19 protein-coding genes are annotated in these 23,705 nt (G+C 56.2%); 11 read left to right on the forward strand and 8 right to left on the reverse strand.

The features are described 5' to 3' along the window. Nucleotides 1-423: 423 nt before the first annotated feature. Nucleotides 424-1,935 carry an L-arabinose isomerase gene (gene araA, locus CPA59_RS11135; protein ID WP_049853978.1) on the reverse strand — a complete coding sequence of 504 codons (1,512 nt, stop codon included), beginning with the start codon at nt 1,933-1,935 and terminating at the stop codon, nt 424-426. A gap of 54 nt (nt 1,936-1,989) precedes the next feature. Continuing rightward, a complete protein-coding gene (locus tag CPA59_RS11140) occupies nt 1,990-3,675 on the reverse strand; it encodes a ribulokinase (RefSeq protein WP_107759363.1) in 1,686 nt (561 codons plus the stop codon). 382 nt (nt 3,676-4,057) lie between these two features. Here CPA59_RS11140 and CPA59_RS11145 point away from each other — a divergent pair, with 382 nt between their 5' ends. The 7 genes from CPA59_RS11145 (at nt 4,058) to CPA59_RS11175 (ending at nt 11,729) form a co-directional block, all read left to right on the forward strand. Beyond that, nucleotides 4,058-5,041 carry an arabinose ABC transporter substrate-binding protein gene (locus CPA59_RS11145; protein WP_038919036.1) on the forward strand — a complete coding sequence of 328 codons (984 nt, stop codon included), beginning with the start codon at nt 4,058-4,060 and terminating at the stop codon, nt 5,039-5,041. Nucleotides 5,042-5,137: 96 nt separating this feature from the next. Then, a complete protein-coding gene (araG, locus tag CPA59_RS11150; protein ID WP_038668506.1) occupies nt 5,138-6,661 on the forward strand; it encodes an L-arabinose ABC transporter ATP-binding protein AraG in 1,524 nt (507 codons plus the stop codon). Between the two features lie 18 nt (nt 6,662-6,679). Further along, a complete protein-coding gene (araH, locus tag CPA59_RS11155) occupies nt 6,680-7,666 on the forward strand; it encodes an L-arabinose ABC transporter permease AraH (RefSeq protein WP_038919039.1) in 987 nt (328 codons plus the stop codon). A gap of 67 nt (nt 7,667-7,733) precedes the next feature. Then, nucleotides 7,734-8,684, forward strand: a complete 951-nt coding sequence (gene araC, locus CPA59_RS11160) for an arabinose operon transcriptional regulator AraC (RefSeq protein ID WP_038919040.1) — start codon at nt 7,734-7,736, stop codon at nt 8,682-8,684. Nucleotides 8,685-8,890: 206 nt separating this feature from the next. Beyond that, nucleotides 8,891-9,940, forward strand: coding sequence for an oxidoreductase (locus CPA59_RS11165; RefSeq protein WP_107759365.1), 1,050 nt, complete (start codon nt 8,891-8,893; stop codon nt 9,938-9,940). Nucleotides 9,941-10,094: 154 nt separating this feature from the next. Beyond that, complete coding sequence (locus tag CPA59_RS11170) at nt 10,095-11,093, forward strand: bile acid:sodium symporter family protein (protein WP_107759367.1); 999 nt, start codon at nt 10,095-10,097, stop codon at nt 11,091-11,093. A gap of 177 nt (nt 11,094-11,270) precedes the next feature. Then, nucleotides 11,271-11,729 (forward strand): SgcJ/EcaC family oxidoreductase, encoded by a 459-nt coding sequence (locus CPA59_RS11175; protein WP_038658728.1) that lies wholly within the window; start codon nt 11,271-11,273, stop codon nt 11,727-11,729. A gap of 87 nt (nt 11,730-11,816) precedes the next feature. Here CPA59_RS11175 and add read toward each other — a convergent pair whose 3' ends face one another. From add to manA, 3 genes are all read right to left on the reverse strand, one after another. After that, a complete protein-coding gene (gene add / locus CPA59_RS11180; protein WP_038919044.1) occupies nt 11,817-12,833 on the reverse strand; it encodes an adenosine deaminase in 1,017 nt (338 codons plus the stop codon). 329 nt (nt 12,834-13,162) lie between these two features. Further along, complete coding sequence (locus CPA59_RS11185; protein WP_107759369.1) at nt 13,163-14,725, reverse strand: YdgA family protein; 1,563 nt, start codon at nt 14,723-14,725, stop codon at nt 13,163-13,165. Nucleotides 14,726-14,783: 58 nt separating this feature from the next. Then, nucleotides 14,784-15,968: a mannose-6-phosphate isomerase gene (gene manA, locus CPA59_RS11190; RefSeq protein WP_107759371.1), complete on the reverse strand. Its 1,185-nt coding sequence runs from the start codon at nt 15,966-15,968 to the stop codon at nt 14,784-14,786. Between the two features lie 177 nt (nt 15,969-16,145). Between manA and fumC the strand changes: the two genes are divergently transcribed. Beyond that, nucleotides 16,146-17,543 carry a class II fumarate hydratase gene (gene fumC, locus CPA59_RS11195; RefSeq protein ID WP_049853986.1) on the forward strand — a complete coding sequence of 466 codons (1,398 nt, stop codon included), beginning with the start codon at nt 16,146-16,148 and terminating at the stop codon, nt 17,541-17,543. A 3-nt stretch (nt 17,544-17,546) separates the two neighbouring features. On the opposite strand, the gene tus is transcribed toward fumC, so the two are convergent. Together tus and CPA59_RS11205 are read right to left on the reverse strand one after the other, a co-directional pair. After that, a complete protein-coding gene (gene tus / locus CPA59_RS11200) occupies nt 17,547-18,473 on the reverse strand; it encodes a DNA replication terminus site-binding protein (RefSeq protein ID WP_107759373.1) in 927 nt (308 codons plus the stop codon). Between the two features lie 171 nt (nt 18,474-18,644). Further along, complete coding sequence (locus CPA59_RS11205; protein ID WP_107759375.1) at nt 18,645-19,895, reverse strand: MFS transporter; 1,251 nt, start codon at nt 19,893-19,895, stop codon at nt 18,645-18,647. Between the two features lie 138 nt (nt 19,896-20,033). Between CPA59_RS11205 and CPA59_RS11210 the strand changes: the two genes are divergently transcribed. From CPA59_RS11210 to bioD, 3 genes are all read left to right on the forward strand, one after another. Next, nucleotides 20,034-20,948 (forward strand): LysR family transcriptional regulator, encoded by a 915-nt coding sequence (locus CPA59_RS11210; RefSeq protein ID WP_049853989.1) that lies wholly within the window; start codon nt 20,034-20,036, stop codon nt 20,946-20,948. A gap of 116 nt (nt 20,949-21,064) precedes the next feature. Next, complete coding sequence (locus CPA59_RS11215) at nt 21,065-22,282, forward strand: ROK family transcriptional regulator (RefSeq protein WP_049853990.1); 1,218 nt, start codon at nt 21,065-21,067, stop codon at nt 22,280-22,282. A 154-nt stretch (nt 22,283-22,436) separates the two neighbouring features. Next, the gene (gene bioD / locus CPA59_RS11220; protein WP_038658704.1) at nt 22,437-23,108 is read left to right on the forward strand and encodes a dethiobiotin synthase; all 672 of its coding nucleotides are present in this window, start codon (nt 22,437-22,439) and stop codon (nt 23,106-23,108) included. 251 nt (nt 23,109-23,359) lie between these two features. On the opposite strand, the gene CPA59_RS11225 is transcribed toward bioD, so the two are convergent. Further along, nucleotides 23,360-23,647 (reverse strand): DUF1161 domain-containing protein, encoded by a 288-nt coding sequence (locus CPA59_RS11225; RefSeq protein ID WP_038919053.1) that lies wholly within the window; start codon nt 23,645-23,647, stop codon nt 23,360-23,362. Nucleotides 23,648-23,705 lie beyond the last annotated feature (58 nt).

Genomic DNA, 23,705 nt, shown 5'->3' on the forward strand with positions numbered 1-23,705 from the left:
CTTACCGATGCCGAACATCGTGGCTTTATCATTGATTTAATTAACGTATCCTACTAATTACAGGGCGCTGAAAAATACAGCAGCGGAAAAAGCTGGAATATGGCGGTTAACATTTTATTCATCTTATGATGTTTTTTGCGCAACCCACTCGATCTATGTCACATTTTTGGGCTTCGTTATTATTATTTTCCGTGTTTATGGAAACCTTTTGTTTCATTTAAATACGGTGATATTCACGCGTAATAATGACAATTTTTATTTTATTATTCGGAATATCACGTATTGTCAGGTTGGATGTACAGAGACGGATTGTACAGCGACGGATGCTGAACAGACATGAATGCAATAACCGAAATCGCCGCCTGCCGGCATCAGGGCGCCGGCAGGCGTTGTCACGATAGGCAAGTTAACGGATAGCCGGTATTACGCCCGGTGTCCGCACAGTTTGTAGTACAACTCGTTCCAGCGCAGCCCGTCCCTGAGGGCCGGTAGGGTGGTGTCCTGATCAATCACCGTCAACTCGATGTTGTGCAGGTCGGCGTACAGCCGCAGATAATCGAGATCGAGCGATTGGGTAAACACGGTATGGTGAGCGCCGCCCGCCAGAATCCAGGCTTCGGCCGCCGTTTCCAGCGATGGCTGCGCCTGCCAGAGCGCGCGGGCGACCGGCAGTTTCGGCAAGGGATGCGGCTGGGCGACGGTATCCACCTGATTAACCAGCAGGCGGAAACGATCGCCCAGATCGATCACGCTGACGTTCAGCGCCGATCCGGCCGGCGCGGAGAAGATCAATCGCACCGGATCCGCTTTGCCGCCGATCCCGAGGTATTGCGCATCCAGCAGCGGTTTTTCCTCGCTGGCGATGCTGGGGCACACTTCCAGCATATGGGCGCCGAGCACCAGATTGTTGCCGGGAGCGAAGTGGTAGGTGTAATCCTCCATGAAGGAGGTGCCGCCGGGTAATCCCTGCGCCATGACCTTCATCACGCGCAACAGCGCGGCGGTTTTCCAGTCGCCTTCGGCGCCGAAACCGTATCCCTGCTGCATCAGACGTTGTACCGCCACGCCGGGAAGCTGCTTGAGGCCGTAGAGGTTTTCGAAATTGGTGGTGAAAGCCTTAAAGCCGCCCTGATCGAGAAAGCGTTTCAGGCCGAGCTCGATACGGGCCGCATCCAGCAGATTTTGCCGTTTCGGACCATGCAGCCTGAGCGCTTCGCTGAGGGTGTAGCTGGCTTCATACTCTTCAATCAGCGTATTCACATCGCCCTGGCTGACATCGTCCACCACGCCGACCAGGTCTCCCAGCCCCCAGGCGCTGACCGCGTAGCCAAACTGGATTTGCGCCCCGACTTTATCGCCTTCGGTGACCGCCACTTCCCGCATGTTATCGCCAAAACGGGCTACCTTGAGCTGACGGCTTTCCTGCAGCGCCGCCGCGACCCGCATCCATTTGGCGATACGTTCATGGGCGTGACGATCCTGCCAGTGGCCGACCACCACCTGATGAGGCTGGCGCATGCGCGCGCCGATAAAACCGAATTCGCGCCCGCCGTGAGCGGTCTGGTTCAGGTTCATGAAATCCATGTCCATGGTGTCCCAGGGGATATCGGCGTTGAACTGGGTATGGAACTGCAGCAGCGGTTTGTTGAGGATGCTCAGACCGCCAATCCACATTTTGGCGGGCGAGAAGGTATGCAGCCAGGCCAGCAGCCCGATGCAGTTATCCTGATAATTGGCGTCGCGGCACAGCGCGGTGATTTCATCCGGGGTTTTGACCAGCGGTTTGAGTACCAGCCGCACCGGCAGGTTGGCGTCGCGGTTAAGGCCATTCACCACTTTTTCGGCGTTCTCTTTCACCTGACGCAGCGCTTCCGGGCCATACAGATGCTGACTGCCAATCACAAACCAGACTTCGAGCGGCTTAAATTGTTCCATGATGACTCCTGTTTGGGTTCCCAAAGGGATGTAAAAGTGATGTTCGGCAAACTCTCAATGGTCTGCCCCGGTCCGGGGGCTGTAGGCGGGTTCCGCCAGCCGGCACCACTGCTGATAGCGTTCATAAAGCTGTTGATAACGGGCGACCCGGTTCGGGTCGGGCGTCAGGGTGCGTTCGATGCCGCAGGCCATATGCTGCTGGGCGATGGGGATATCCGGGTGAACGCCGGCAGCCACGGCGGCGAAAATAGCGGCGCCCAGCGCGCAGCATTGATCCGAGGCGACGATCTGCATCGGGCGGTTCATGACGTCGGTACAGACTTGCATGATGGTGGTGGATTTCCGGGCGATGCCGCCCAGCGCCAGCAGGTTTTCCACCGGGATCTGCTGAGACTCGAAGCAGGCCATGATAGCGCGGGCACCAAACGCGGTGGCGGCGATCAGCCCGCCGAACAGTGCCGGCGCGTCGGTGCCGAGATTCAGGTCGGTGATCACCCCTTTGAGCCGTTGGTTGGCGAACGGCGTGCGGCGGCCATTAAACCAGTCGAGCACTACCGGCAGGTGATCGAGCGATGGGGAATCGGCCCAGGCTTGCGTCAGCTGCGCCAGCAGGCTGGCTTGCAGCTGTTCCAGTTGCGGTTGCCAGTCTGGATGTTCGCGGGCGGCCAGTTGCAGCGGCCAGCCCAGCACGCGGCCAAACCAGGCGTACATGTCGCCAAAGGCGGATTGACCGGCTTCCAGCCCGATGAAACCGGGCACCACGCTGCCGTCCACCTGACCGCAGATCCCGGCGATCGTATTGCTGCCCACCCGATCCGCATCGGCGATCAGGATGTCGCAGGTTGAAGTGCCGATCACCTTGACCAGCGTATAGGGTTGCGCCCCGGCGCCGACGGCGCCCATATGACAATCGAAAGCGCCGCCGGATATCACGACGTTTTCTGACAACCCCAACCGGCGAGCCCATTCCGGCGTCAATGCGCCGACCGGACGATCGGCAGTCCAGGTATCGGTGAACAACGGATACTGCAGTTTTTCCGTCAGGCAGGGATCCAGCGCCTGCAAAAAGTCTTTTGGCGGCAGGCCGCCCCAGTCGGGATGCCACAGCGATTTGTGTCCGGCGCTGCAACGACCGCGGCGGATGGCGTCAGGCGCCGTGGTGCCGGAGAGCAGGGCGGGCACCCAGTCGCACAATTCGATCCAGGACACCGCTGCCTGACGTACCGACGGATCTTCACGGGTGATATGGAGAATTTTGGCCCAGAACCATTCCGATGAGTACACCCCGCCGATGTAGCGGGTGTAATCCGGGAACTGGCCGCTGCGGCACAGCTGGTTGATGGCTTCCGCTTCGTCAATCGCGGTGTGGTCTTTCCACAGCACAAACATGGCGTTGGGGTTGTCCGCGAATTCCGGACGCAATGCCAGCACGTCGCCCTGTTCGTCAATCGGCGCCGGGGTGGAGCCGGTGGAGTCGACGCCAATGCCGATTATCTGCCGACGCTGTTCAGGAGTGAGCCGCGCCACTACCGCGCGGATCGCCAACTCCAGCGATTCAATGTAATCCAGCGGATGGTGGCGGAACTGATTGCTGGCGGGATGACAATATTGTCCCTGGCGCCAGCGCGGATAGTAGACCACTTCTGTTTCCAGCTCCTGCCCGCTGCGGCAATCCACCGCCAGCGCACGGACAGAATCGCTGCCAAAATCAAGACCAAGAGTAATGGCGCCCGCACTCATCGTTGCTGCTCCTGTTAATCGTAGGGATCACGCTGTTTACGATAGACAGGCCGTTCTGGCGCCGTGAGGAGCGGTTGGCTGGAAGTATGCATTTTTCTGTCACGGACAGGGGTTTTGTGATGGCGGTCATAAGTTAATGGCAGGTTAAATTTGCTGAATCTATGTACGAATCAGCTGTAGTTTCTGAATGTGATAATGCTCTCTCTTCGTGATGAAAATAACAGCTACAACTTACGCGTCTGAAGGAAACCGGAGGATGAGATCACAATAACTCTTTGTTTTTTCATCGCTCCCCAAAGGAACATCTTGCCGGGAGCGTTTACACCCGTGAGGGCATCCCCGGTTGCCTGCGTGTTAAAGATAACAACGAGCGGAGAAGACCATGCATAAATTCACTAAGGTTCTGGCAGCAATTGGCCTGGCCGCGGTTATGTCACAATCGGCTATCGCGGAAAACATGAAACTGGGCTTTCTGGTCAAACAGCCGGAAGAACCCTGGTTCCAGACCGAATGGCGGTTTGCTGACAAGGCCGGTAAAGACCTGGGATTTGACGTTATCAAGATCGCCGTACCGGATGGCGAAAAAACCCTCAATGCTATCGACAGCCTGGCGGCCAGCGGCGCCAAAGGGTTCGTCATCTGTACCCCTGACCCGAAACTGGGCGCGGCCATCGTCGCCAAAGCGCGCAGCTATAACCTGAAAGTGATCGCCGTCGACGACCAGTTCGTCAACGCCAAAGGGCAGCCGATGGACACGGTACCGCTGGTAATGATGGCCGCCACCAAGATTGGCGAACGCCAGGGGCAGGAGTTGTGGAAAGAGATGCAGAAACGCGGCTGGAAACTGCAGGAAACGGCCGTTATGGCGATCACCGCCAACGAGCTGGATACCGCCCGTCGCCGTACTTCCGGGTCGATGGATGCGCTGAAGGCGGCCGGATTCCCGGAAAAACAGATTTATCAGGTCCCCACCAAATCCAACGATATCCCCGGCGCGTTTGACGCCGCCAACTCGCTGCTGGTGCAGCATCCGAACGTGAAAAACTGGCTGGTGGTCGGCATGAACGACAACACCGTGCTGGGCGGCGTGCGTGCGACTGAAGGACAGGGATTCAAGGCGGGCAACGTGATCGGTATCGGCATCAACGGGGTGGACGCGGTCAGCGAACTGTCCAAATCGCAGCCGACCGGTTTCTACGGTTCGTTGCTGCCAAGCCCGGACGTGCACGGCTACAAGAGCATCCAGATGCTGCATGACTGGGTGACCAAAGGCGTCGAGCCGCAGAAATTCACCGAAGTGACCGATGTGGTGCTGATCACCCGCGATAACTTCAAAACTGAACTGCAGAAGAAAGGCCTGATGTAATGACCCTTGTCCGCTCCCGCCTTAGCCGGCGAGAGCGGACACTGGCCGCGCCGTCATACCTCATAAATGACGGCGCAGACCATTGAGGATGCTGAAATGACCGTACAGTCACCTTATTTATCCTTTCGCGGGATTGGCAAAGTGTTTCCCGGCGTCAAGGCGCTGGATGACATCAGTTTCGACTGCCATGCCGGGCAAATCCATGCACTGATGGGGGAAAACGGCGCGGGAAAATCCACATTGCTGAAAATTTTGAGCGGCAATTACACGCCGTCACAGGGAGAAATTCATATTAAAGGGCAGCCGGTGCGCTTCGCCAATACGATGGACGCGCTGAACGCCGGCGTGGCGATCATCTATCAGGAACTGCATCTGGTGCCTGAAATGACGGTGGCGGAGAACATCTATCTGGGGCAGTTGCCGCACAAGGGCGGGGTGGTGAACCGTACGTTGCTGCGTTATGAATCGCGTCTGCAACTGGAACATCTGGGGTTGGATATCGACCCGGATACGCCGCTGAAATACCTGTCCATCGGCCAGTGGCAGATGGTGGAAATCGCCAAAGCGCTGGCGCGCAACGCCAAGATTATCGCGTTTGACGAGCCAACCAGCTCGCTGTCGGCGCGGGAAATCGAACAACTGTTCCGGGTGATCCGCGAGTTGCGCAGCGAAGGACGGGTGATTCTGTATGTGTCGCATCGTATGGAGGAAATCTTTGCTCTCAGCGATGCCATCACCGTGTTCAAAGACGGGCGTTATGTCAAAACCTTCGCCGACATGCAGCAGGTTGACCATGAACAACTGGTGCAGGCGATGGTGGGCCGCAATCTGGGGGATATCTATGGTTATCAGCCGCGCCCGCATGGCGAGCCGCGGCTGGAACTGCATGAGGTGAAAGCGGTCGGGGTGAAGTCGCCGATTTCGTTGTCGGTGCGCAGCGGCGAAATTGTCGGCCTGTTCGGGCTGGTGGGCGCCGGACGCAGCGAACTGATGAAGGCATTGTTCGGCGCCACCGGCATTACCAGCGGCGAAGTGCGGCTGGATGGGCAGCCGATGCACGCCCGTTCGCCCGGCGATGCGATCCGCCGCGGGCTGATGCTGTGCCCGGAAGATCGTAAAGCCGACGGCATTATTCCGGTGCACTCGGTGCGGGATAACATCAATATCAGCGCCCGCCGTAAACATATCAAAAACGGTTTCATCATCAATGAAGCCTGGGAGGAGGAGAACGCCGACCACCATATTCAGGCGCTGAATATCAAAACGCCGTCGCCGACGCAGTTGATCATGAACCTGTCCGGCGGCAACCAGCAGAAGGCGATTCTCGGCCGCTGGCTGTCGGAGGAGATGAAAGTGATCATGCTGGATGAACCAACCCGCGGCATTGACGTCGGCGCCAAGCACGAGATTTACCACGTGATTTATGAACTGGCCCGTCAGGGGATTGCCGTGCTGTTTGCGTCCAGCGACCTGCCCGAAGTGCTGGGGCTGGCGGACCGCATCGTGGTGATGCGCGAGGGCGCCATCTCCGGCGAGGTGCCGCACGATGAGGCCAGCGAACAGAAGGTCCTGAGTCTGGCGATGTTAAAAACGACCGCCACTGAACCCGCGGTTGCCTGACCGCCAAGGAGTCGATAAATGTCTACGGTGAGTTCTCCTTCCCACGCCAGCAAATCTCAAGGCCTCAGTCTGTCCCGCATCTGGGATAACTACGGCATGTTGGTGGTGTTTGCTGCGCTGTTTCTGGCTTGTATGTTATTCGTGCCGAATTTCGCCACCTTCGTCAACATGAAGGGACTTGGGCTGGCGATTTCCATGTCGGGCATGGTGGCCTGCGGCATGCTGTTTTGTCTGGCTTCCGGCGATTTCGACCTGTCGGTCGCCTCGGTGATCGCCTGCGCCGGCGTGACCACCGCGGTGGTGATCAACGTCAGCGAAAGCCTGTGGCTGGGCGTTGGCGCCGGGCTGTTGCTGGGGGTAGCGTTCGGCCTGCTCAACGGGTTTGTTATCGCCCAGCTAAAAATCAACGCCCTGATCACCACGCTGGCCACCATGCAGATTGTGCGCGGGCTGGCGTACATCATCTCTGACGGTAAGGCGGTCGGTATTGAAGACGAGCGCTTTTTCACCCTGGGATACGCTAACTGGCTGGGATTGCCGGCGCCGATCTGGCTGACGGTTTTCTGCATGGTGCTGTTCGGTTTGCTGTTGAACAAGACCACCTTTGGCCGCAACACGCTGGCGATCGGCGGCAACGAGGAAGCCGCGCGGCTGGCCGGGGTGCCGGTGGTGCGGACCAAAATCATTATTTTCGGCCTGTCCGGGCTGGTTTCCGCCGCGGCGGGCATCATCCTGGCGTCACGCATGACCAGCGGCCAGCCGATGACGTCGATTGGTTATGAGCTGATCGTGATTTCAGCCTGCGTACTGGGCGGCGTGTCACTGAAAGGCGGCATCGGCAAGATATCCTATGTGGTGGCCGGGGTGCTGATTTTGGGGACGGTGGAAAACGCCATGAACCTGCTGAATATCTCGCCTTTTGCTCAGTATGTGGTGCGCGGGTTGATTCTGCTGGCGGCGGTGATTTTTGACCGCTACAAACAGCTGGCGAAGAAAACGGTTTGATGGACGGATGCGCCGGCATGAGCCGGCGCTATCCATAACAGACAAGACTCTTTTTTCAGGAGGCCGCATGTATCACCGCATGGCGCATGAGTCACAGCCCAACCCGTTGCTGCCCGGTTATGCGTTTAACGCCTATCTGGTGGCCGGGCTGACGCCGATTCTGGCGGGCGGGCCGCTGGATTTCTTTATCGACAGGCCGGATGGTATGAAGGGTTACATCATTAACCTGACCATCAAAGGACAGGGCAAGGTACTGGATGGCGATGACACCTTTTTTTGCAATCCCGGCGACCTGCTGCTGTTTCCGCCCCGGTCGCGCCACTATTACGGCCGCGCGCCCGGCAGCGACAACTGGTATCACCGCTGGGTCTATTTCCGGCCGCGTGCTTACTGGGCCGATTGGCTGGAATGGCACAGCAAAGGGTGCGACGTCGGGCGGCTGACGCTGTCCAGCACCGGTTTGCTGCAGGAGTTCGATAAGCTGTTCGCCAATATTGAGCAGACCCACCGTTCCGGCCGGCGTTTTGCCGAAGAGCTGGCGATGAATCTTCTGGAGCGCCTGCTGCTGCGCGCGATGGAAGAAGATCCGCAGAGCCCGCAGCGTATTATGGATCCACGGGTGATCGAAGCGTGTCAGTTCATTACCGGCAATCTGGCCGGAGAACTGCGTATCGATGAGGTGGCGCGCCACGTTTGCCTGTCGCCGTCGCGGCTGGCGCACCTGTTCCGCGAGCAGGTGGGGGTGAATATTCTGCGCTGGCGGGAAGACCAACGGGTGATTCGGGCCAAACTGCTGCTGCAAACCACGCAGGAGTCAATCGCCGCCGTCGGGCGGGTGGTCGGCTATGACGACCAGCTCTATTTTTCCCGTGTCTTCCGCAAACGGGTGGGGGTCAGCCCCAGCGATTTTCGCCGCCGCAACAGCGAAATCCATCACCCGGCGTTGGAAAGACCCGCGGAAACGGCCATCTGGCGAGGTGAATCAACCGCCCCGCATCCGTGGGTGGTCACGCCGTAACTGTCTGACGCTATTGTGTAATCAGGCCTGGCCGCCGATGGTGGTCAGGCCGGTTTGGATAACGGAACCGTCCGATAACCATCTGTTTCCCCGGTGCTATACTAGGCTGTGCATTGCGATACAGCATAAAACGTGATTGCGATGCACGGCCGTATTTCATGAGGACAACGGGTCTGAACCTCAGATCCGCCAATGAGGGGAAATATATGACGGATACCATCCGTGTTGGTCTGCTGGGCTATGGTTATGCCAGTAAGACGTTTCATGCGCCGTTGATTGCCGCTACGTCAGGAATGAAACTGGCGGCGGTATCCAGCAGTGATGCTGGGAAGGTTCAGGCTGACTGGCCCTCAATGCGAGTCGTGCGCGAGCCCCAGGAACTGTTCAACGATCCGGATATCGATCTGATCGTGATACCCACCCCGAATGACACCCATTTCCCGCTGGCCCGTCAGGCGCTGATCGCCGGCAAGCATGTGGTCGTCGACAAACCGTTCACCGTGACGTTGTCACAAGCACGGGAACTGCATCAGCAAGCGGAGCATGTGGGTAAGTTGCTTTCCGTCTTTCATAACCGGCGCTGGGACAGCGACTTTCTGACGCTGAAGCAATTGCTGAAAACCGGCGTGCTGGGCGATGTGGTGTACATGGAGTCGCATTTTGACCGCTATCGCCCGGAAGTGCGCCAGCGCTGGCGTGAAGACGGCGGCGAAGGCAGCGGCATCTGGTTCGATTTGGCCCCGCATCTGATTGATCAGGTGTTGCAGTTATTCGGTCTGCCGGTGGCGATTCAGGCCGATCTGGCGCAGCTGCGGCCGGGCAGTAAATCCACGGATTACTTCCACGCGACATTGATCTATCCCCAGCGTCGGGTGGTGGTGCACGGTAGCCTGCTGGCGGCGGCGGAAAGCGCCCGTTATATCGTCCACGGCACCCAGGGCAGTTATGTGAAATTTGGCCTCGACCCGCAGGAAGCTCGGCTGAAAGACGGCGAGAAGCCGCAAGCCCATAGCGATTGGGGGCAGGACAGCCGCGACGGCATTCTGACGCTGCATCGTGACGGTGTGCTGGCGGAGCAGACGGTGCCCACCATCCCCGGACATTATCAATCCTATTACGCCGAGATCCGCGATGCGCTGCTGGGACGTGGCGACAACCCGGTGCCGGTTGAGCAGGCCATCAAGGTGATGGAGCTGATTGAGCTGGGGCTGACTTCTCATGAACAGAAAAAGGCGATGACCCTGAAAAGCAGCTAACCGGGATTCGTCACGATTTGTGACGGAAAACCTTGACTGTGAGGCGGGCTTCAGCCTTGCATTATGGGTGTTTATTGCTGATAGTAGGGCATTGTTTAATGCAGGCGATCTTAGGATCGCCTGTATTTTTTATGTCTGAGGATGCAAACACGTTATGGCATGGTTACAACGCTTAAAAATTGACAAATTTTTGCTGGTTTTGATTGCGGTGGTGATTACCGCGTCTATTTTCCCGTGTGAAGGCGCGGCCAAGGTTTTCTTTGAGAACCTGACCAATGCGGCAATCGCACTGCTGTTCTTCATGCATGGCGCCAAGCTGTCCCGTGACGCCATCACCGCCGGTATGGGCCATTGGCGTTTGCATCTGGTGGTGTTTGCCAGCACCTTCATCCTGTTCCCGCTGTTGGGGATTGGCATGGCGTTTCTGTCGCCGCAGATATTAACGCCGGGGTTGTATCTCGGTTTCCTGTATTTGTGCGCGCTGCCGGCGACCGTGCAGTCCGCCATCGCGTTTACTTCTATGGCGCGCGGCAACGTGGCGGCTGCGATCTGCAGCGCCTCGGCGTCGAGTATTCTCGGGGTTTTTCTGTCGCCGGTACTGGTCGGCTTGCTGATGCATACGCAGGGCGGACAGACGGATACGCTGCACGCGATTGGCGCGATTATCATGCAACTGATGGTGCCGTTCGTCATCGGTCACCTGTCCCGTCCGCTGATTGCCAAGTGGGTTGATCGTCATCGCAAACTGATCAATATCACTGACCGTTCATCCATTCTGCTGGTGGTGTATGTGGCGTTCAGCGAGGCGGTGGTCCAGGGGATTTGGCATCAGATTAATGGCTGGTCGCTGCTGGCGGTCGTCGTCTGTTCGCTGGTGCTGCTGGGCATTGTACTGGTATGCACCACGCTGGCGGCTCGCAAACTGGGATTCAGTACGGAAGATGAAATCACCATCGTGTTCTGTGGTTCGAAAAAGAGCCTGGCCAACGGTATTCCAATGGCGAATGTGCTGTTTCCCGCGGCGGCAGTGGGGGCGATGGTGCTGCCGTTGATGATTTTCCACCAGATCCAACTGATGGTGTGTGCGACGCTGGCGCAACGTTATGCCAAGAGATCGGCAGCGTCTGCCGGCGGCGAGGCGACAGAAAAATAATCGCTAAGACAAGTGGTTAGATGCGGTTTTTCATCGGCAGCGGCTATCACTAATATAGTTTCAATTGGTTACAGTTCATAACGTTAATCTTTTATTATAGTGACTATCTGTGCTGCCCCATATTGTGGGCTCACAGACACACGCAGTATCTGATTAGTCACTATAGTGAGGGACACAATGTATAAAAAAGTTCTGTTATCGTTGAGTTTGCTTAGCGCTGCCATCACTTCTCAGGCTTATGCCGCCAACACCGAAACCTGTGTTAAGACTGACGAAAAAACTATCGCCAGTTTGTTCGATCGCTGGAATCAGTCGCTGCAGACCGGCGATGCAAAGAAAGTGAACGCCAATTATGCGTCTGACGCCGTACTGTTGCCGACGCTGTCTTCAAAAATGCGGACGAACGACGCAGAACGTATTGATTATTTTGAACATTTCTTACCGAAAAAACCGTCTGGCAGCATCGATAAGCGAGTCATCAAAATCGGCTGTAATGAAGCGCTGGATACCGGAAACTACACCTTTACCTTCGGCGACAAGTCGCAGGCCAAGGCGCGCTATACCTACACTTATGCCTTCAAGAACGGGCAGTGGCTTATCACCAGTCACCACTCGTCTGTCCAGCCGCAAGACTGATCTGATATTGTCGTTATGACGACGATGCAGTAAGCAGGTCGAAATGCAAAAAGCGGATACCTCGGTATCCGCTTTTTGCGTATTGCGTCAGGACGGTTGCCGTTGCTGTGCTCGCTGGCGCAACAGCTGCTTTTCCTGTTCGGAGATAAACGCGACACGCAGCCCGTTTTCCTGAGCCTGGCGAATGTCATCCGGCGACAGACCGGCCTGCGGAGCCGCTATCTCATACTCATGACGGATTTCGATCCCCTGAACCGCCGGATCATCGGTGTTGATGGTGGCCGGAATACCGTGGTGCAGAAAATGCACCAGCGGGTGTTCATTCATCGCTTTTACCGTACTGGTTTGCAGATTGGAGGTCAGGCAGGACTCGATGCCAATCTGGTGTTCAGCCATGTACTCCATTAATGCGCGATCGACGATGGCGGTCACGCCATGACCGATGCGCTCGGCACCCAGTTGCTTAATCGCCTGCCAGATGCTTTCCGGGCCGGCAGCCTCGCCAGCATGGGTGGTAAGATGCCAGCCCGCATCACGAGCGCGGGTAAAGTGGGTGGTGAACAGTTCGCCGGGGAAACCGAGTTCATCACCCGCCAGGTCGATAGCGACGATATTGTCCTTGTGCGCCAGCAACGCATCCAGTTCCTGTTCGCAGGCCTGAGTACCAAAGGTGCGGCTCATGATACCGATCAGACGTATCATGACGTCGTGGTTATGGTCGCGGCAACCTGCGGCAATGCCGTCAATCACCGCTTCCACTACGCCTTCCAGAGGCAGTTGATGGCTGCGGGCCATGTAGTAGGGGGAAAAGCGCAGTTCGGCATAATCCAGTCCGGCACGTATGGCGTCTTCAACGTTTTCGTAAGCCACCCGGCGACAGGCATCCAGCGACCCCAGCACGGCCACGCCCCAGTCCAGTTTTTGCAGAAAACGGAGCAGGTCAGGTTCGTTGTCGACTATCTGGACATGAGGGCGCAGTGAAGCCAGGTCGTTACCCGGCAGCTCGATAGTAAACTGGCGGCCCAATTCAAGGATGGTCTGAGGACGGATATTACCATCGAGATGGCGATGGATATCCGTCAGCGGAATGTGCGGATTAATCATGTTCTACTCTTTTTTTATTAAAAAAATCCATCAGTCAGGCGGCATTCCTCATGACGCTGGTTTTATCGCCACTGCGCCGTGAGGGACACGGTCTGATAACTCGCTGTGCAGTATAAGAATAAAGTCACGCACTTTGCTATTGATTGATAAAAAGAAATTTGTATATCACAACAGGCATAACACAGGTTTAGCATAAACGAGTTTGTCTCGCCTGTGCATGGCGGGCGAACGCGTGCCGTTATGGGCGTTCAATTTGTCTAAACGTCGACGCGCGAGAAAAGGCAGGCGGGTGAGAAACAGGCGCCCTGTTGCCGGGCGCCTGTGAAGGGTTACGGGCTGACTGACGCGTCCGGCTGCTGTTCTTCCGGCGCGGCCTGGGAATCATCGCCTTCTTCAGGCACGTTCTCCGACGGCAGCGTGATGAACGGGGCGATGAACTCCGCCAGCGGAATCTTGCGGCCGTTGAAGGTCACGGTACCGTCGCTGTATTGCAGCGAACTGGTAATGGCGTTGTCTTTGGTCACGGTGACCTGACTCATCTGGCCGATGTTCGCCATCAGTTGCGTCTGCTGACGCGCCATCTGTTCCAGTTGCTTTCTCTCGTCGTCAGAAGAGGCTTTCGGCGCGGTTTGCACCATCAGCTCGGTGATCATATCCAGCGGCACGTTGAGACGAGCATCCAGATTTTTCACCGACTGGCGAATAATCGCTTCTTCATCAGACAGATTAGCGGTCGGCGCTGCGCTTTTCTGCAGCGGATCGGTCAGGTCCAGCGCCAGCGTGAAGGTACTTTCGCCTTTGGCGCTCTTCCAACTGAACGGCGCGACCTTGACGCTTGGATTGCCTTTCAGCAACTGCGGCAGGTTGTGCAGAACCAGCGCGGCCAGTTGCTGGTCGTAGATTTCCGGCGTGACCTGGTCGATATTCTGCAACAGCGACTGCAGGTTTTTCTGGTATTCGGTCATGAACTGGCGAGTGCCTTTGCCATCCAGCCCGGAGAAGTTGACGTTCATGTTCAGCGATCCCAGATTTTGATCGCGGAACAGTGCCGAGCCCAGGGTCAGCGTCATCTGTCCCGCCAAGTTGGCGTCATCTTCCGTGGTGTGGTTGACCAGCGCGAAATCGTTCAGCGCCAGGCTATCGCCGCCCTGAACGTCCAGCGCCAGTTTTTTCAGCGTTAGCTTGACGCCGCCGACTTCGAGATCGAATTTGCCTTTGCGGGTATCGCTGTTAAGCGCCAGATCCTGCAGCGTCAGCTTTTCGTTCTGTCCCTGCAGATTGGGTTTTTCCATCGTTAGATTAGCGACATTCCCCATCACTTTGCCCGCCCGCAGATCGCCGGCCAGATCCACCAGCAGCGTGGTGCCGCTGAAATTGGCCTTCATTTCCGGGCTCTGAACGTCCAGCGCTTCCAGCGTGACGGCGGAGTGCGTGTCGCCGCTGTAATCGATACGGCTATCGGCGGTGATGAACGGTTTGTTTTTGGTCAGTTCAAACAGCGCTTTTACCGAGTCGGTATTGGCCAGTTCGCCGTGCACGGCCGCCATCGCCGGCTTCAGGCTAAACTGGCTGGCGGTGAGCGGGAAAGGGCCGTGGAAGACGGTGGTGTTAAACACCACTTCTTCGTTCGCGGCCAACAGATGCTGACGGGCGTCGGAACCGTCTGACTGTACCACCAGGGCAACCTGGCTTGTGAATATGCCGCGCTGATAGTCGCGGAATGTCACCTTGATGCCCGCCTGCGGGTAGGCGTTTTTCAGCCCGTTGTTCAGGTTGTCGGTAACTTCGCCGATGTGTTGCTCAATCTGTTTACCGGTAAACCAGGAGGCGCCCCCCCAGGCCGCTGCGAGAGCAATAACGATTCCCGCCGCTACCACTGTTTTTTTGGCCACGCTATATATTTCCTTGTTGATTCACGGTGTCGTATCCCTCATCGGGGAGTACATAGCTTTATACCATTAAAGGCCGGTTATAGACGCGGGCAATCTGACCCTGGCCCTGAACCTGAACCGGTGATTCGCTGGCGGAGATAAAGCAGGATTCGCCTGGCAGCAGCTTGACCTGTTGAGCTCCTTTTTCCAGCACCGCCTGGCCTTCGACGCAAAAAATTATCGCCGCGCTCTGTTGGCTGAGCGTTTGCGGCGCATCCGTAAGATAATGCAGTGAAAAGGCAAAGTCATCGACCGGAATGGGGAAACTCAGTTCATTGGCCGTTTTTATCGGCGAGGTGAGCAGAGAAGCGGCAGGTTTCGATTCGAAACGGACGTTGGCGAGCAGCTCGGGAATATCAATATATTTGGGCGTCAGGCCGGCGCGCAGGACGTTGTCCGAATTGGCCATCACTTCCAGCGCCACGCCCTGCAGGTAGGCATGCGGGGTTTCGGCATACAGGAACATGGCTTCGCCGGGTTTCAGTGTGACGACATTCAGCAATAGCGGAGAGAACAGACCTCCGTCATCAGGGTAAAACTGCGCAATAAATCGGATGGTATCCCAGGGTTCGCCGTGTTGACTATCCAGCACGCGTTTCAGTTCTGCGATAGCCGACGCTTTCTGTTCGCCGTTCATGCTCAACAGGCTGGAGAACAGCGTTGTCAGCGTCTGGCTGTCCGGGCGCTGTAAAAACGCGGCGATCGCCGGATGGGCGCCGGCCAGCGGCTGCAAAAGACCGGCAATCTCGGTCAGTTCGCGAAAGCCGTTCATCGCCAGGTAGGAGGTAAGGGCGAAGACCAGTTCCGGTTTGTGGTTGGCGTCCTTGTAATTGCGTTGGGGAGAATCCAGCGCGATGCCGGCGGCATTTTCCCGGGCGAATCCCGCCTCGGCGGCGGATTTATTCGGGTGTACCTGAATCGACAGCGGCTGTTCGGCGCACAATACCTTGAACAGGAACGGCAATTCGCCAAAGCGCTGGGCTACCGCATCACCCAGAAAACCGGGCTGATCGCTATTGATCAACTCCCGCAGATTGTGCGTTTGCCCTTGCTCGTCAAGCAGCAGAGAACTGCTTTTCGGATGTGCGCCCATCCACAGTTCCGCCATTGGAAGATTACCCGGGTTTTCAATCCCATACAGTTCAGTTAACGCGTGTTTACTGCCCCAAGCGTAATTCTGCACACTGTTGCGCATTTTTTGCATAATATTTTCCTGTCATTAAACAGATTGTTAATTTCCATAACGGCGACGGTGGAAACTCCGCTGGAAAGGACTGCACCGTCTTAATGCACGCCATGTTAATGCTTTATATGCCATGATTCCAGAAGGGTAAAAATTCGCACTCATCTGAAAGTGACTTGTTTTGCAAAGGAGAAAACCATGTCAGACACTCGAATCGAAAAAGACTCCATGGGGCCGATTGCCGTACCGGCAGCGCACCTTTGGGGGGCTCAGACCCAGCGTTCGCTGGAGCATTTCCGTATTTCGGAAGAAAAAATGCCGAGAGCGCTGATCGTGGCGCTGGCGCAAACCAAGCGGGCGGCCGCCCGCGTTAATATGGATCTGGGGCTGTTGCCCACAGACAAAGGCGATGCCATTCTTCAGGCCGCGGACGAGGTACTGAACGGGCTGCACGCCGGCGAATTCCCGCTGGCTATCTGGCAGACCGGCTCCGGTACCCAGACCAATATGAATATGAACGAAGTGCTGGCGAATCGGGCCAGCGAAGTGTTGGGCGGTGTGCGGGGCAACGAACGACTGGTGCATCCGAATGACGATGTCAATAAGAGCCAGAGTTCTAACGATGTTTTCCCCACCGCGATGCATGTGGCGGCGGTCACCGTGGTGCGGGAACACCTGATCCCTGAGCTGAACGTGTTGCAGCAAACGCTGGCGGATAAAGCCGCGCAATTCGTCGATATCGTCAAAATCGGCCGAACCCATTTGCAGGACGCGACGCCGCTGACGCTGGGGCAGGAGATTTCCGGTTGGGTGGCGATGCTGGCGCATAATTTGCGTCACATCGAAAACAGTATTCCGCACCTGTGCGAACTGGCGTTGGGCGGCACCGCGGTCGGTACCGGATTAAATACGCACCCGGAATACGCGGTGCGGGTGGCGGCGGAACTGGCGTCGCTGACTGGTCACCCGTTTGTCACCGCGCCGAACAAGTTTGAAGCGTTAGCCACCTGCGACGCACTGGTTCACGGGCACGGCGCCTTGAAAGGGCTGGCGGCATCGTTGATGAAAATTGCCAACGATGTTCGCTGGCTGGCGTCCGGGCCGCGTTGCGGTATCGGCGAAATCGCCATTCCGGAAAACGAACCGGGCAGTTCCATCATGCCGGGCAAGGTCAATCCTACGCAGTGTGAAGCCATGACCATGCTGTGTTGCCAGGTGATGGGAAACGATGTGGCGGTAAACATGGGCGGCGCGTCCGGTAATTTCGAATTGAACGTGTTCCGTCCGATGGTGATCCACAACTTCCTGCAGTCGGTACGGCTGCTGGCTGACGGCATGAAAAGTTTCAACGAGCATTGCGCCGTCGGGATTGAGCCTAATCGCGAGCGCATCAACCAGCTGTTGAATGAGTCGCTGATGCTGGTGACGGCGCTCAATCCGCACATCGGTTATGACAAAGCGGCGGAAATCGCCAAAAAAGCCCATAAAGAAGGGCTGACGCTGAAAGCGTCGGCGTTGAAGCTGGGCTACCTGACCGAAGAACAGTTCACCCAGTGGGTACGTCCGGAAGATATGGTTGGCAGTATGAAGTCTTAACGCTCACATGCCGTCATCGGTGTACAGATGCAGCCGGGGGATCAATAGCCGTAATGGCTTGGCTTTGGGACGGTGCCGGTGCTGAATGTTGTCAGCGTCGTAGTCGTTCAGTTCGCCCATCACGGGTACCGCGTCCTGGCGGCATAACACCAGCAACGGCGAAGGGCAGGGATACTGCACCTGCTTCTGCTGTTCCTGATACCAGACTCTGGCGATAGGCTGCACTTTCACCGGTCGTTTTATTTTCAGCGACGCCTGCTCCGGCAGGCGTTTTACATCACGGATTTCCTGCTCCAGCAGGGACGCCCACTGTTCCTTGCTGTACGGCGCCTGGCTGCGCCCGGCGCGCAAGCTTTTATCCAGTTTTTCCAGCAACTCATTGCGGGTGATATTTTTGATGATGTTCTTATTGGCCCAGCCAAATCGCACCGACGTCGGGTCGACCAGCAGGGTAATAGTGCGGTAGGCGCTGAGTGTGATTAGCCCTTTTAAGTGGGTATGAACAAAATCGAAACGTTGCTCCGGTTCCAGCCCGGATTCCACCGTAATGATCTGTTCGAGTTCTTTTTTCCGCGCGTTGATATCGGTAATTAACTGATACGCCTGCAGGTATTCCGGCTGATCAACCCGAAAACACAGCACGCCGGGCAGGCGAATCGCCGCTTTGCTGCTGACGGTTTCCGCATGGTGGTGAATAAACAGATGGCGAAAATGCTGTAAGCCGGCGTCGCATGCGTCATCGCCGATGACCGGTGTGACGTGAATCTGCGTGACCGGATCGTGCTCGGTGCCTTTCTCTACCAGCGGAAGGGTAAAGATATGCCCGCTGGCAAAGCGAAAGGTCCGAAACAACTGATGCATTTCGGACAATTGCGCTTCAAGGGTAGTGAAGCAATGATTCATACGCTCGATCAGGTCGTAAGCGGCCATACAACATCCATTTAGTTACAACATACTTATGCATTCTAATCTAAACGCTCAGTTTAGCAACCAGCATCGCTATCGTTTTAGCAGCGAAAAAAGCGGAGAGAGACGGTGGGGAGACTCACCGGCCGGCGCGTTCTGGCTCGGTGAGTCGCAAATGATACCATTACTGGTGAATTACACCGTGTTTTTCAGGGACTTCAGTTTCAACCCGATCCACAGCGCCAGTACCAGCAGGCATGACAGAAACAGTACCAGACCGGTCCAGCCGTAGTGGTACCAGAAGAAACCGCCGGAGGTACCAGCCAGGCTCGACCCCAGATAATAGCAGAACAGATACTGGGATGATGCCTGGCCTCTGGCGCGCAGCGCCCGCACGCCAATCCAACTGCTGGCGACCGAGTGGGCGGCAAAGAACCCCGCCGCGAACAGCATCATCCCGGCGAACATTATCAGCAGCGAGCTAAACAGGGTCAGCAGCAGGCCGGACAGCATCAGGGCAACACTGCCGACCAGCACCGGTCCCCGGCCAAAACGGGCGATCATTGCCCCGGCGCGCGGGGAAGCGTAGCTACCGGTCAGGTAGACCACCGACAACAATCCTACGACAGTCTGACTCAGGTTATAGGGTGCGCCCAGCAACCGATAGCCAATGTAGTTGAACAGGGTGACAAAGGTCCCCATCAGCAGGAAACCCTCGGCGAACAACAACGGCAAACCCGCGTCACGCCAGTGCAGGCGGACATTGATCCACAGTGTTTTGGGCCGCAGCGAACCCGCGCGAAAATGGCGGGAATCAGGCAAGATCCGCCAGAACGTCAGCGAGGCCAGCAGGGCGACCACGCCGATGCAGGCGATAGAGACACGCCAGTTGAAAAAATCGGTAATAACCCCGGTCAGCAGGCGCCCGCTCATGCCGCCAATAGAATTGCCGCTGATGTATAACCCCATTGAGAACGCCACCACGCTGGGGTGAATTTCTTCGCTCAGGTACGTCATCGCCACCGCCGCCACACCGCTGAGCGATAAGCCAACCAGCGCCCGCATGGCCAGTAGTCCCGTCCAGTTCGTCATCATCGAACCAATCAGGGTACAGACCGAGGCCAGCAACAGGGACACCACCATCACATTTTTACGACCGATGGTGTCCGACAGCGGGCCGGTAAACAATAACCCGACCGCCATGGTAATGGTGGAGACAGAGAGCGACAGGCTGCTGGTTGCCGGCGACACGCCAAACGCCTGCGACAGTACCGGCAGTATCGGTTGCACGCAGTACAGTAAAGCGAACGTCGCCAGGCCGGCGGAAAACAGCGCCAACGTGACGCGAATGAACGCCGGCGTACCTCGGGTGATAAACGGATTTTTATAAATGGGCGCGTGAATGTTGCGTTGAGGTTGAATGTCGTCGGTGACAGAAACGGACATTCCTTGTGCAGACAGCGGGGTACTCAAAATCAATCCTTATCCGGAAAAAATACGGCAGAAACATCAGTGAGCGCATCATAGAATTGGCTCGATTGTTTTGTATAATATATTAATCATTAATAATGATACTTTATAAATATGAATATCGAACTCAGACATTTACGCTACTTTATTGCCGTAGCGGAAGAACTTCATTTCGGGCGCGCCGCTGAAAAGCTGCATATCTCCCAGCCACCGCTCAGTCAGCAGATACAGGCGCTGGAAGAGCAAATCGGCGCCCAACTGCTGGAACGTAACAATCGCAACGTGCGCCTGACCCAGGCGGGCGAGCTGTTCCTGAAAGAAGCCTGGGCCATCATCAATCAGGTTAATCAGGCGGCGGAGCGCGCCGCCCGTATCCAGCGCGGGGAAATCGGGGAGCTCAATATCGGTTTCACCTCGTCGGCGCCTTTCGTCAAACAGGTTTCGCGCAGTTTGTTGCAGTTTCGCCAGAGTTACCCCGAAGTACATATCCAGATGCTGGAGATCAACACCAAACAGCAGATTGAGCCGCTGCTTGACGGCAAGCTGGATCTGGGCGTGATGCGTAATAATCCGCTGCCGGAAACACTGCGCCATCAGCTGTTGCTACACGAGCCGATGGTCGCGGTGGTGCATGAAGAACATCCGCTGGCCGCCGCCCCCGGTGGTCACATCAGTATTCAGCAGTTGGCCAACGAACCGTTTGTTTTTTTCGCCCGGGAAGTGGGAACCGCGCTGTACGACGAAGTGCTGACATTGCTCAAGAAATACGGCATTACCCCTTACATTACCCAGGAAGTTGGCGAGGCGATGACCATTATCGGGCTGGTATCTTCCGGTCTGGGGGTGTCCCTGCTGCCGGCGTCATTCCGTCGTATCCGGGTGGATGGCGTCAAGTACCTGTCTTTGCAGGAAAAAGACGCTATTAGCGAAATGTGGTTGGTCACTCATCAACACCGGCCGCTGAACACCGCCGCTCAAACGCTGATCACACTTATGCTGGGCAGCACCGTCAAAAATATGTGCGGTTAATCACATATCGAATCAAATATTTGACGGCTATTTACAAAAGCTCCACCATAGCCTCAGTTTTTTATTTTACAGCGTAAAAAATACCAATTACGCCTAATCGCAGGAGCCGTTTCAGAGTGATTGTCAGTGGTCAGCCGGGACACATCGATCAGATTAAACAGATTAATGCAGGTGGCGTTTATCGGCTGATCGATGAAAATGGCCCCATCTCCCGCATCGAGTTGTCAAAACAGGCCCAGCTTGCTCCTGCCAGCATTACCAAGATTGTGCGCGAACTGATGGAAGCCCATCTGGTACGGGAAACGGAGTATCAGGAAATGGGCAGCCGTGGGCGCCCGGCTATCGGTCTGGTTTTGGATACCGAAGCCTGGCACTACCTGTCGGTACGGATCAGCAACCAGATCATGACGCTGGCTCTGCGCGATCTCAGCGGGCACTTGGTCGTGGAGGAACTGGTTGATTTACCTACAGAACATCCGCAATCGTTGCTTGATCGCATCCTGATTGAAATCGATCAGTTTTTTATTCGCCATCAGCGCAAACTGGAGCGCCTGACGGCTATCGCCATCACGTCGCCGGGGATGGTGGATTCGTCCACCGGCATCATTCATCGTATGCCGTTTTACGATGTGGAAGAGATGGCGATCGGCCCGGCGCTGGAAAAGCGCACCGGCGTGCCGGTTTATTTACAGCACGATATCTGCGCCTGGACTATGGCGGAGGCGCTGTTTGGCGCGTCACGCGGTTGCCAAAACGTCATCCAGATTGTCATCGACCATAACGTGGGCGCCGGCGTCATTACCGGTGGCCGCATCCTGCATGCCGGCAGCCGGACGCTGGTGGAAATCGGCCATACCCAGGTCGATCCTTACGGCAAACGTTGCTATTGCGGCAATCACGGTTGTCTGGAAACCGTCGCCAGCATAGAAAGCATGCTGGAACTGGCCCAACAGCGTCTGAAAGGGTCAATGAGTTCGCTGCTGCACGGCTCGCCGTTAACGGTAGAGTCTTTATGCGACGCCGCGCTGAAGGGCGATCAACTGGCGAAAGATATCATTGTTGATGTCGGCAATAACGTGGGGCGGATTACCGCCATCATGGTTAATCTGTTCAATCCGGAAAAAATTCTGATCGGTTCGCCGCTGAATCAGGCCGCCGATATCCTGTATCCCGCCATCATCGATTGCATTCGCCGTCAGGCGCTGCCGGCCTATAGTCACCACCTACAGGTGACGTCCACCCATTTCTACAATCAGGGGACCGTACCCGGCGCGGCGCTAATCAAAGATGCGCTCTATAACGGCTCTTTGCTGATTAAACTGATGCAGGGCTAATCAACGACGCAATCAAGGCGCGGTTTCCCGTTGACCGACAAAACATTGCGCTAACGCAAGCCGCTCCGGCGGCCCATCCCCTAGACTTTGGACTTCATCAGTAAGTTTTTTTGAGGTTTATTTTTCAGGTGGGGCCTGCCGGAGTGGTGTTTTCATGTTAAAGCGTATGTTTGTTACAGGAACGGATACTGCCGTGGGGAAAACGGTGGTATCGAAGGCGTTATTACAGGCGCTGACGAAAACGGGAAAAACCGTAGTGGGTTATAAACCTGTCGCCAAGAGCTGTACGGAAACGGAAGAGGGATTGCGTAACAAAGATGCGCTGGTGTTGCAGGAAGCGTCGTCGATCCCATTGACTTACCAGCAGGTTAATCCGGTGTCGTTGCAGGAAGATGAAATCAGCGCCAGTGAGCTGGAGATCAATTACTGTGCGATGACCGAGGGCTTGAACCAGCTCAGCGAGTTGTCGGATATGGTTGTCGTCGAAGGCAGCGGCGGCTGGCGTACATTGATGAACGACATGCGAACCTATTCGGAGTGGGTGGTTCAGGAGCAACTGCCGGTCGTGCTGGTGGTTGGGATCAAGCTCGGTTGTATTAACCATGCGCTGCTGACGGCGCAAGCCGTTATTAATGATGGGCTACCGCTGGTGGGCTGGGTGGCGAACCGCATCAACCCAGGTCTGGCCAACTATGCCGAAATCATTCACGCTCTGCGCGAAAAAATCCCCGCGCCTCAACTAGGCGAATTACCGTATCTGCCTCGTGCCGAACAGCGGGACCTGTCCGCTTATATTGACCTTTCTGCTATTAACCAGTCGTTCTAATTTAACCAGTCGTTTTACTAATCTGGCAGACACATTCCCTGTTCGTTATCCCAAAGAGCAGGGCATTCTTTATAGCTGTGCCTGATTATCCGTATCCGCCCGCTTTTCACTTGTCTAAATGAAGGGCAAAAAAAGGGGGAACGTTGTCCCCCGGAGATCGGTTAGCCTGTTTAAGCATTAAGCATCAACGTGTTGTATCGGTTGACTATTTCTGCCAGTGCTGCCAGTAACGACGTGTTTTCCGAAACCGGTCAGCGAGATTTGCCGGTCGGTGCCGTAGGTTGGGTCAGAACATCGGTGTCATCCGACAGGCGAATATAGACGATTTTTTGCGTATCCTGTTCGCAATGGCCAACAACCTGTCCGCCGTGCTGACTGACCTGATCATTAGGCACAATATCCAGTTCGAAACCCGATTCAGGGACACCGTTCGCGATAATCTTGCGGGCGATATCGTCACGAACGCGTTCGCAGGACGCTTGTGCCATTAGCGGTGTAAGCAGCAGTAACAACGTACCGGCCAGCATTGCTTTCTTCATCACATCCTCCTGTCGAGTCAATGGATTGCTAAGCCCAGCGATGAGCCGATAAATCCGC

Origin of the sequence: Dickeya sp. Secpp 1600 (assembly GCF_003049805.1) — a bacterium.
Lineage (GTDB): Bacteria > Pseudomonadota > Gammaproteobacteria > Enterobacterales > Enterobacteriaceae > Dickeya > Dickeya fangzhongdai.

Coding starts and splice junctions, on each gene's coding strand:
- CPA59_RS11225 (WP_038919053.1), bottom strand. CDS start 23,647: ATGAAGAAAGCAATGCTGGCCGGTACGTTGTTACTGCTGCTTACACCG.
- CPA59_RS11170 (WP_107759367.1), top strand. CDS start 10,095: ATGGCATGGTTACAACGCTTAAAAATTGACAAATTTTTGCTGGTTTTG.
- CPA59_RS11165 (WP_107759365.1), top strand. CDS start 8,891: ATGACGGATACCATCCGTGTTGGTCTGCTGGGCTATGGTTATGCCAGT.
- CPA59_RS11175 (WP_038658728.1), top strand. CDS start 11,271: ATGTATAAAAAAGTTCTGTTATCGTTGAGTTTGCTTAGCGCTGCCATC.
- araC (WP_038919040.1), top strand. CDS start 7,734: ATGTATCACCGCATGGCGCATGAGTCACAGCCCAACCCGTTGCTGCCC.
- add (WP_038919044.1), bottom strand. CDS start 12,833: ATGATTAATCCGCACATTCCGCTGACGGATATCCATCGCCATCTCGAT.
- tus (WP_107759373.1), bottom strand. CDS start 18,473: ATGGCCGCTTACGACCTGATCGAGCGTATGAATCATTGCTTCACTACC.
- CPA59_RS11145 (WP_038919036.1), top strand. CDS start 4,058: ATGCATAAATTCACTAAGGTTCTGGCAGCAATTGGCCTGGCCGCGGTT.
- CPA59_RS11140 (WP_107759363.1), bottom strand. CDS start 3,675: ATGAGTGCGGGCGCCATTACTCTTGGTCTTGATTTTGGCAGCGATTCT.
- manA (WP_107759371.1), bottom strand. CDS start 15,968: ATGCAAAAAATGCGCAACAGTGTGCAGAATTACGCTTGGGGCAGTAAA.
- bioD (WP_038658704.1), top strand. CDS start 22,437: ATGTTAAAGCGTATGTTTGTTACAGGAACGGATACTGCCGTGGGGAAA.
- araG (WP_038668506.1), top strand. CDS start 5,138: ATGACCGTACAGTCACCTTATTTATCCTTTCGCGGGATTGGCAAAGTG.
- CPA59_RS11205 (WP_107759375.1), bottom strand. CDS start 19,895: ATGTCCGTTTCTGTCACCGACGACATTCAACCTCAACGCAACATTCAC.
- fumC (WP_049853986.1), top strand. CDS start 16,146: ATGTCAGACACTCGAATCGAAAAAGACTCCATGGGGCCGATTGCCGTA.
- araH (WP_038919039.1), top strand. CDS start 6,680: ATGTCTACGGTGAGTTCTCCTTCCCACGCCAGCAAATCTCAAGGCCTC.
- araA (WP_049853978.1), bottom strand. CDS start 1,935: ATGGAACAATTTAAGCCGCTCGAAGTCTGGTTTGTGATTGGCAGTCAG.
- CPA59_RS11210 (WP_049853989.1), top strand. CDS start 20,034: ATGAATATCGAACTCAGACATTTACGCTACTTTATTGCCGTAGCGGAA.